We start from the raw sequence: 9223 nt of genomic DNA, 5'->3' as shown, positions 1-9223 counted from the left end.
GTAATAGGTGGGGTCAATGATCACGCGGTCGCCAATGTTGCAATTATCAACACTGCTGCCCTTATCTACGATCACACCTGCAGATTCATGCCCGATAATAACCCGGGGGCGCGCCAGGTATTCACCGGAAATAATGCTGAGGTCTGTGCCGCAAATACCGGTGGCGCGCACTTCTACGATCACCTCATCCGGTAACATAATCGCAGGTTCCTCTTTTTCTTCTATGCAAATATCCCAGGGATTGTTATATACGATGGCTTTCATGATGTTTGGTTTTAGAGCTGGCTGAATATTTTATCAAGTCGTGCGCAGATCTCGGTTATATCGTCGAGGGTAGCGGTGAGCGCAGGCCGTACCTTTACAACATTTCCAAAGCCGTAGCGGGAGCCGCGGAGTATAAGGTTATGTTCTTCCAGCGCCGTATCAATGATATGGTTGGTAAGCTTTACATCCGGCGCGCCCTCGCGGTCAACGATCTCCATACCCCACATGTAGCCAATACCGCGTACGTCGCCAACAACATGGCCGTATTTTTCTTTCAGCTGCAACAGCAGGCTGCCAAGCACTTTGCCATTTTCGCGTACGTTTTCCAGGAAGCCTTCCCTTGATACTACCTCCATTGTTTTCTGCGATGCGGTGAGCGAAAGCAGGTTGCCGCCGGAGGTATAGGAATGCTCAAACTTTTCAAGCACGGCAAACTCAGAGCGGTAAATAATAGCAGCCGCCGGTATGCCAATACCGCCCAGGCCTTTAGCCAGCGTAATAATATCGGGCTGTATATCATAATGCTCACTGGCAAACATGTAGCCTGTTCTGCCAATACCGGTTTGCACCTCATCTGCTATGAGCACAATGTCCAGCTCATCGCAGATCTTACGGATGCGTTCAAAATAACCTTCCGGCGGAATAATGTTGCCGCCATTACCCAGGATGGGCTCCATGATCATGCAGGATACGTTGCCGTTGCTGGCATACTGCGCATGATCATAGATCGCTTCTGCACAGAGGTAGCCGCAGGCCGGCGCGCCCTTTGCGGAATACGGACAGCGGTAGCAGTAAGGCGCCGGCACAATACCATTCTGCGTAACCAGGGTATTGGAAAATGACCTGCGGCGGAAGGCATTACCGGAAATGCTGGTGGCAAACAAGGTTTGCCCGTGATGGGACAGCGAAAGGCTGATCACTTCATTTTTGCCGTTGTATTTGTTGGCAATTTTTACGGCGCCTTCATTGGCTGTGGAACCGATGATATCCCGCATCCAGCCGTCGGTAATATGTTCCGGCGCATGCTCCAGGATGCTGTCTAATACCTCCTGCGCCAGCTGGCCGGTGAAAGAGGACGATACGTGGATCAGCTCTTCCACCTGGTTTTTCAGCGCATCTACCAGCTCGGGATAGCTGTAACCAAGGGCCAGGTTAAATGTGCCGGATACGGCATCAAGATACTCTTCCTTTTCGGGCGTGTAAAGGCGGATGCCACTCCCTTTTGTGAATTGAACATTGATGGACATGGATAAAGTTTTTTGAGGGTGTTAAAAATGCATGTGATAAAGGCATGGCATGTGCATGACGGGCAATGCTACCTGCTCATCAGAACATGTGTGTCATGTGGGAGAAGGGTACAATAGCTCATTGCAGCGGGTGTACAGTGCACACTTCTGCCAGGGTCTTTCGTGGTCTTGCTCGCCTTTGAATCTGAAATTAGTTGGATGTGGTTTAACGGTTACATAAAGATAAGGCCATACATAATTTTTAAAATACGTAGAATTTGTGAACGGGTTAAATACAAACACAAAGTAAAATGCATTCCGGATAATTTATTTTTTTTGTTTTGAAAAAATACGGTATTATATATTATATATAATGGTGGCCAATTTGCATATATTCGTAACCGTTAGTTACAGGAAATTATTCATGCGTTAAAAATCAACACCATAGCGCATCTGATCAACCGTCAGGATTATTTCACCAGTGTAACCGTGCCCTTTAGCGTTTTTTTCTCTCCTCCCTTGTTCATAAAAGTAGCCACCCACACAAAGGTGCCAGTGTCTGCTAATACGCCTTTAAAATGACCATCCCATCCTACTGCGGGATCATTACTCTGAAAAATGGTTGCTCCCCACCTGTTGTAAATGCTTAGCTGGTAATTGCTGATATGTCCATAGTTTTTCGGCCGGAACAGGTCGTTCCGTCCATCTCCGTTCGGTGTGAATGCAGTAGGAAAAATGATGTCGCAGCCTTCATCTGCGAAGATCTGGGTTAGCAGCGGTTCGGAGAGGCAATTGTTATCGTCTCTTACTGTCAGCGTATAAGAGCCGGCCTCCAGCCCGGTGAATACACTGTCCGGCTGCCAACCGTCATTCCCTATCCCGAACAGGTACGGCGCTACGCCGCCGTTTGCCGTGAGCGCAATGCGTCCTTTGAGCGGTGTGCCGCATTCAATATCTGTTTTGGATAAAAGCGCTGCATTCAGCTGTGGTGGCTCCAGGATAGTAAGCTCCGTACTTTGACTGCATTGCGCTGCATCTGCTACCCTAACTGCATAAACGCCAGCAGGCAGGCCGGTGAACAAGCCGGAGTTATTGGTGATATCGCCTGTTGCTGCCGAAGAAATAGTATACACGTAACCGTTAGCACCGCCTGTAGCCGTAAGCTGCAGCTGCCCGCTCCTGTTGCCATGGCAGCTTACATCTGCATGGGCGCTTGCTACTTCGCTGAGCACCAGTAAGGGCGGCTCGGTTAGCGTTATAGATACGGGCTGGGAAATGCAGCCATGGCTATCCCTTACCGTGGAGCTGTAAATACCTGCAGGCAGGCCGGTGAACAAGCCGGTGTTGTTGGTGACAGCGCCTGTTGCCGGCGATGTAATAGTATACACGTAACCGTTACTACCTCCTGCAGCATTGACCTGTAGCTGCCCGTTGCGGTTACCATAGCAGTTGATATCTGTATGGGCGTTTGTTACTTCGCTGAGCACCAGCAAAGGCGGATCAGTAAGGGTAGCGGATGCGGGTTGGGAAATACATCCATAGCTATCTCTTGTAATAATACTGTAAGCGCCGGCAGGCAGATTATTTGGAATAGCGCTGTTCCAGCTAAGTCCTCCGTCACTGCTGTATTCATAGGGCCCTGTGCCATTACCGGGAGTGGGTGTAATGCTTCCATTGCCGCTTCCCATGCAGGATGGCGATGTTGCAGCCAATATTAACGAGGGTTGTGAATGAACCGTGATCTGTACCGGCGCCACCACTTCGCATTTGGTATTGGTATTGGTGAGCTTTATGTAGTAGGTGCCGCTTTGACTGATTGCCTGTGGCGTGGGTACCGGAATGGTGGTAAGGATATCTGTCCAAAAGCTTAGTAAAAATTCGGGGCCCTGATCCCGGTCAGTAATAACATTGTTGCCGGTTATGTCTATGGTGGCTGGTGCGCAAAAGGTGGTATCCTTTACCTGCAGTAATGGTATCAGGGTGCTTGTAGGCTGCAGGGGTGAAAGGTCCAGATCCTGCGTGGTTCCCGGTTCTCCGTCTACCGTTCCCCACTCCGTTCCGTTTGAGAGCCCTCTTAATCCCCCGGAAACATCGGCTGCAGCAGGCGTACTGGTTATGATCACCCCTCCACCGCCACCGCCGCCGGAGCCATGGCGGGCCAGGAAGGTCTCGTTGCCACCGGCTCCTCCCCTGGCTGTTAACGTGATGCCGGCGTCCAAAGTACCGGTGTAGGACAGCACAATGCTGCCACCAGCGCCGCCGCCGCCTGCGCCATCATCTGTTGAGGGGCCTGCGCTCAGGCCATCGGCACTAATAATGCCTGTGCCAAGGATAGCGCTGGCAGTGATCATAATAATGCCACCACCATGTTCTCCGCCTTCGGCAGCATTGTTATTCTGATGACCGCCGCCACCGCCGCCACCCATGATAATATGGCCAGGTAAGCCTGTTTTTATTCCTTTGCCTCCACGCCCGCCCACATCCTGGGGGCCGGAGTACTGGTATCCTCCTTTTCCGCCATCACCAAAATTAGCGCCGCCTCCGCCTCCCGAGTTGTGTGCATTGCCGCCTCCGCCTGCATTGGCGGGCGCGCCTCTTCCAAAGCTGCCGTTCTCATACCCTCCTGCGGTGGCGGCCCAGGTGCCGTTGGGTGTGCCGGCAACACCTTCACCTTTTTCTCCGTAGCTGCCATAGGTATTACTTACGAAATCCTGGATATTGTATAAGCCGCCGGCGGAGTTGATCTTGCCGGGCCTGAACCCTAGCCCTGTAGCGGTAATTTCATAGCCGTTCATGTTTAAGATCTGCCAGGCGTGAAATGCTACGATGCCGCCGCTTGAGCCATCCCAGGCGGCGGCCGCAACCGTTCCTCCTAAAGTAACGTTCTGGTATGCCGGTACCCGCACCACCTGGTAAGCAGATTTGCGGTTGGGTATGCCGCTTACTGCCCGGTAGCTGTGCTGCAATGGATCCCGCAGGATTAGCACGCCTCCGGCAAAGCTTCTGACCTGGCCAAATTCAAACAGTCCGCTGTAGCCGGGATCTATGAGGCCGTTACCTCCTGTTCCGTTTCCGCCATAGGCCGGTGTGTTGGTGGTATTGATAGTGGCATCCTGCATTTGTATAATTAACACGCGATCGCCTGCCACCAGGGGCGTTGCATTGCCGGTAGCAGGGCCTAAGTTAATAGTACGGCCACCGGTATTCAGATCGTTCAATCCCGGATAATAAGTATTCACAACTCCTGAAATAGTAGCAGGTGCGCCACAGGGCGCATGAACCGGTACAGGCAACTGGGCTTTAAGTACATTACAAAACAGTACCCCCACCAGCCATGCAATACACTTTTGCTTTACAAACATTTTTGTGTAGCCATTCTCTTGTGAATAAAGGAGCAAAACCCATTGCCCTGTCGCTATGTTTACCGCCTGTTGATATATACAATGATTCCCGATGCTTTGAGGTCACAACGTTTAAGCCGTAGCGTTATAAGGTATCATGCGATTACCGAAAGGTACAGGGAAAGAAATACGTGGACATTTTAACTCTAGACCGGACTTTTATTCCTGATGGGGTGCTGATCATGACCTTGCTGCTATCCATCTTAGCGTGGAATCATTTTAAATATACCCTGTGTTTTGTTGGCAATTACAGGCTTGGTAAATATAGGAAAATTCGTTCAACAAGCCTAAATGAAAAACCCGTCCGGCAGCAGCAATTAGCCCATCCTTATTTTTTGACGCATTTGTGTCAGGTACTCCTTTCATTTACTTCTGAGCTTTGTAGCATCAAACAAAAACGGCTAATTTAGGACCCGGTTAGCCGGTTTTTGAATTTGAAAATATAAACCCTATATAAATATGAAAGCTTTGATCATCGGAGCTACAGGCGCTACCGGAAAAGACCTGGTGAATGTATTGTTGAACGATCCGGCCTATACGGAGGTGGTAATATTCGTACGCCGTGCTGGTGCAATAAGTCATCCTAAATTAACAGAGATCCTGACTGATTTTGATAAACTGGAAGCAATAGCCGGATCTATCAAAGGGGATGTTTGGTTCTCCTGCCTGGGAACTACCCTGAAAACAGCCGGCTCCAAGGATAAACAGCTGCATATCGACTATGAGATCCCGCTGAAGTTTGCTGAGCTTGCGCGGGCAAACGGCGTTTCCCGGGTCGTTTTATTGTCTGCTTATGGCGCTGCGGCTAACAGTAAGCTTTTTTATTCGCAGATAAAGGGTAAGCTGGAAGAGGGTATTGACAGCCTTGCATTTGATCAGTACATTATTTTCAGGCCCGGCTTGTTGTTACGGAAAGGTTCTGACCGGGCCGGGGAGCGTTTAATGGCAGGCGTTTTAAACTTCCTGAATGGCTTTGGACTGATCAGGAAATTCCGGCCGCTGCCTACATCAATACTTGCGGAGAAGCTGGCGAAGGCGCCCAAAGTTTTCGGAACCGGAAAGCACGTTATAGAATTGAATAAAGTTTTTGAGGTTTAATGCAGGCAGTAATTTCAGCACATGGGAAATATCATTACAAACGAAAAAATAAACGACAGCGCAATTCTTATGAGTAATGGATTGACCTCCGTTTTTATTGAAACAATTTGTTTAGCGGGTTCAGACATTGCATCAGAAAAATATCAGCAAGACCTCATGATCTGGTTTAGCCAACGTGACTGGATGATATTGGGGATGGGATTTGAGGGGTTTGACATTAGTGAAATGATCTGGAACAAAGAAAATTTTTATGAGCAGCAACAATTTATTCTTAAGGTGATTGATCTGGCAGCGGAAAAGGCAAACTGGGAGCTGTTAAGCTATACTCCGGCGGAAATGATCTTTGAGACCTTAGCGGAGTTTAGACAGATGATCCATGATTTCAAGATTGAGCATATAGACATGGAAAATGAAATTCCAATATTTGATTTTGACGGTATAATAAACCGGTATGATAAATGTGACGAGCATAGGGTGTACAAGCACTACGCTGGTTGTGTGATCTGTAATAATAAATGATCAGATCCCTTCACGCATGATCTTCCTCACTAATTTATCTGCTTCAATATTGACATTAACGTCAACGCCTTTCTTTTGATGGGCTTTCACTTTAATGAATGTTAATTCGGTGTGCCTGCTCAACGCATAGAATTCCTTTACGAGATCTGCATTCCTCATTTCCGTTCCTTTGCCGGTGATAAAATCCGCAGCCATCAATTTCTCCCTTCGTTCCATCAAGCCGGTTACATACTGGCTGTCTGAGTAAATACGTAGTGATTTGAACGTTTTTGCCGCATAACTGATCCCCGCTATGACCGCGTAAAGTTCCATTCTGTTATGTGTGGTATCCGGCACCTTGCCGGATAGAACAGTCTTTTCTTCCCCCGACAATATGATGGCAACCCATGCGCCCAGCCCGTTTTGCGTGTTACAGCTGCCATCTGTGTATATATCCGTACTATTTATCATAACGTTGTAAAGATCCGCACTCTGAGAAAATGATAAAGAAATATGGCAAACTTATAACCCGCACCGATCAGCTCTTCTATTGTCCTTTGATCTTTTTCCGGTGGTTCTGGCCCCAGCGGATCATGGCGCCAATCACTTCTTTAAGCGTTTCAGCATACTCCGTTGAAGAATATTCAACCGTAACAGGTTTTGTATCGCAAACCCTCCGGCTTACCAGCTGATTCAATTCAAGCTCATGTAATTCCTTCGATAAGATCCGCGGAGAGATTCCTGATTCCCTGGACAGCTCCCCAAAGCGTTTGGTTCCATTATTTACCAATATTGAAAGGATAACCAGCTTCCATTTTCCATTAACAACGTACAACGTATCCTGAATAAAAGAATGTACGTTTTCACACGCTACATCTAAATTGTCTTTCATGTACTATCCTGTTTGTAACTACTTACTACTTTGTAACTGGTTACAAATATACCCTATAATCTATCAACTTTGTACGGCACTTAAAATTATGATCACATGGAAAAATTTAAAGACAAGGTAGTTGTAATTACAGGCGGGAATAGTGGTATTGGCTATGCAACCGCGAAAGAATTTAAATCGCAGGGAGCCACGGTAGTTATAACCGGAAAACGGGAAGATGCATTGCATAAAGCCGCCCAGGAGCTGGAGGTAACCGGAAAATTGGCTGACCAGGCAAACCTTCGGGACATAAAAAAGCTGGCCGGCGAAGTAAAGAATATAAGTGGCAAGGTAGATGTACTGTTTATCAATGCAGGTGTAGCCTTTTTTTCACCCATTGAATATACTACCGAAGAACAGTTTGATGCGATGACAGACATTAACTTCAAAGGCAGTTTTTTCACCCTGCAGCAGTTTATTCCGCTGCTGAGTGATGGCGCTTCGGTTATCTTCCTGACTTCGAACAGCACGGCCATGACCATGCCTGGCAGCTCAGTATATGCAGCTGGTAAGTCGGCCGTTGGGCACCTGGCCAAAATAGCAGCTAAAGAGCTGGCCCCGAGAAAAATTAGGGTTAACACAGTAAATCCCGGTCCTACGCAGACTGAAATGATCGGCAAATTCGGCTTTGATGAAGCTACCTTAAAAGGTATGACAGAAAATATATTGGCGCAAATGCCGCTGGCAAAGATCGGCACAGCCGAAGACGTAGCAAAGATGGTTGCTTACCTGGCGGACGACAGCACCTCTTCCTTCATTACCGGTGCAGAATTTTTCATTGATGGCGGCCTGGCTGTTTAAAAATTTGAAGTATGACATTTAAAACAAAAAATACCGTTGGCTGGATCCTAAGCGGATTGATAGGCCTGATGCTTGCTGCATCAGCATTTGATAAAATTACCGGAAGCGCGCATGCCTTACAGATGGGAGCATCGTTCGGACTTTCTGCAGCAACCTATTCCCTGCTGGGCGTAATTGAGATCTTATCGGTTTTACTGTTCTTATATCCAAGAACCGGGCTGCTGGGAACATTATTATTATCGTCCTATTTAGGCGGTGCTATCGCTACTCATTTGCAACATCAGCAGAATATTGTATTTCCAATAGCAATTGAGGCTTTTGTTTGGATAGCAGCAGTGTTACGTTTCCCGGAATTAATGCAAAGATTATTTAACAGGAAGGCAATGAATAATACCATACTGTAAATATTAAATTAATGGACAATGCTGACTTACCAAATGAGCAATTAATGGGATCAGTAACGCTTATTGGAACAACAGTTAAAAAATACCTTTAAAGGATAATGGCTGCTCCAGGTGAATGGAGCAGCTATCTTATTCCGGATCACATCAGCAAACCGGGCAGCTGAAATAATTTATGCTTTGTTAATCATGAACACTTCCTATGTAAACAGGAAATTGTTATCTTACTTACACAATAACCATCAATCCATAATCAAGAGATACGCAAGGCTTTCCTATGCTAATACAGCCCCTGATCTGAAGACACGGTAATGTTTGCAACCAATAAGTGAGCATTCGATCAACTCTCAAATAACAACTATGCGAAAAATTTACCCCTTTTTGCTACTTCTCCTGGTGGAGATGAGCGCTTATGCCCAGAACTTTTCACTCACACCTGTATATGCATCGCCGGACAGCAGCCTGATACTGGACTACCGGTATGGTAAGGTGTTAACAGTAAAACAAAATGGCAACACTTATACTTACCGGCTTACGGATGTAAGCAGCGGGATCTCCGAGGTGATACCTTATACCGGCCGTTGCCAGAACAGCGCCTGGGTA

General features: G+C 47.4%; 10 protein-coding genes. 5 read left to right on the top strand and 5 right to left on the bottom strand.

The genetic code is table 11. The annotated features are described in order from the left end of the window. From VIM87_RS09595 to VIM87_RS09585, 3 genes are all read right to left on the bottom strand, one after another. Positions 1-264, bottom strand: a 264-nt coding sequence (locus VIM87_RS09595; protein WP_331996777.1) for an alcohol dehydrogenase catalytic domain-containing protein, incomplete at its 3' end; no start/stop codon positions are given. A gap of 11 nt (positions 265-275) precedes the next feature. Then, positions 276-1511, bottom strand: coding sequence for an aspartate aminotransferase family protein (locus VIM87_RS09590; protein WP_331996776.1), 1236 nt, complete (start codon positions 1509-1511; stop codon positions 276-278). 449 nt (positions 1512-1960) lie between these two features. Next, positions 1961-4729, bottom strand: a complete 2769-nt coding sequence (locus VIM87_RS09585) for a gliding motility-associated C-terminal domain-containing protein (RefSeq protein WP_331996775.1) — start codon at positions 4727-4729, stop codon at positions 1961-1963. Between the two features lie 621 nt (positions 4730-5350). Between VIM87_RS09585 and VIM87_RS09580 the strand changes: the two genes are divergently transcribed. Together VIM87_RS09580 and VIM87_RS09575 are read left to right on the top strand one after the other, a co-directional pair. After that, complete coding sequence (locus VIM87_RS09580) at positions 5351-5989, top strand: NAD(P)H-binding protein (protein WP_331996774.1); 639 nt, start codon at positions 5351-5353, stop codon at positions 5987-5989. A gap of 21 nt (positions 5990-6010) precedes the next feature. Beyond that, positions 6011-6508: a hypothetical protein gene (locus VIM87_RS09575; protein WP_331996773.1), complete on the top strand. Its 498-nt coding sequence runs from the start codon at positions 6011-6013 to the stop codon at positions 6506-6508. On the opposite strand, the gene VIM87_RS09570 is transcribed toward VIM87_RS09575, so the two are convergent. Further along, complete coding sequence (locus VIM87_RS09570) at positions 6509-6958, bottom strand: ribonuclease H (RefSeq protein WP_331996772.1); 450 nt, start codon at positions 6956-6958, stop codon at positions 6509-6511. Positions 6959-7034: 76 nt separating this feature from the next. Further along, positions 7035-7379, bottom strand: coding sequence for a helix-turn-helix domain-containing protein (locus VIM87_RS09565; RefSeq protein WP_331996771.1), 345 nt, complete (start codon positions 7377-7379; stop codon positions 7035-7037). Between the two features lie 96 nt (positions 7380-7475). Here VIM87_RS09565 and VIM87_RS09560 point away from each other — a divergent pair, with 96 nt between their 5' ends. The 3 genes from VIM87_RS09560 to VIM87_RS09550 all read left to right on the top strand — a co-directional run. Beyond that, positions 7476-8219: an SDR family oxidoreductase gene (locus VIM87_RS09560; protein WP_331996770.1), complete on the top strand. Its 744-nt coding sequence runs from the start codon at positions 7476-7478 to the stop codon at positions 8217-8219. Between the two features lie 11 nt (positions 8220-8230). Continuing rightward, positions 8231-8623, top strand: coding sequence for a DoxX family protein (locus VIM87_RS09555; RefSeq protein ID WP_331996769.1), 393 nt, complete (start codon positions 8231-8233; stop codon positions 8621-8623). A gap of 357 nt (positions 8624-8980) precedes the next feature. After that, positions 8981-9223: hypothetical protein (locus VIM87_RS09550; RefSeq protein ID WP_331996768.1), on the top strand; the 243-nt coding region annotated here is incomplete at its 3' end.

The organism is Chitinophaga sp., from assembly GCF_036569125.1.
Lineage (GTDB): Bacteria > Bacteroidota > Bacteroidia > Chitinophagales > Chitinophagaceae > Chitinophaga.
The sequence above is the reverse complement of the archived record's forward strand: the minus strand, read 5'-3'. Positions and strand labels throughout refer to the sequence as shown.

Bases quoted from the DNA above. Each gene is read 5' to 3' on its own strand.
- VIM87_RS09560 (WP_331996770.1), top strand. From the start codon at position 7,476: ATGGAAAAATTTAAAGACAAGGTAGTTGTAATTACAGGCGGGAATAGT.
- VIM87_RS09565 (WP_331996771.1), bottom strand. From the start codon at position 7,379: ATGAAAGACAATTTAGATGTAGCGTGTGAAAACGTACATTCTTTTATT.
- VIM87_RS09580 (WP_331996774.1), top strand. From the start codon at position 5,351: ATGAAAGCTTTGATCATCGGAGCTACAGGCGCTACCGGAAAAGACCTG.
- VIM87_RS09555 (WP_331996769.1), top strand. From the start codon at position 8,231: ATGACATTTAAAACAAAAAATACCGTTGGCTGGATCCTAAGCGGATTG.
- VIM87_RS09575 (WP_331996773.1), top strand. From the start codon at position 6,011: ATGGGAAATATCATTACAAACGAAAAAATAAACGACAGCGCAATTCTT.
- VIM87_RS09590 (WP_331996776.1), bottom strand. From the start codon at position 1,511: ATGTCCATCAATGTTCAATTCACAAAAGGGAGTGGCATCCGCCTTTAC.
- VIM87_RS09570 (WP_331996772.1), bottom strand. From the start codon at position 6,958: ATGATAAATAGTACGGATATATACACAGATGGCAGCTGTAACACGCAA.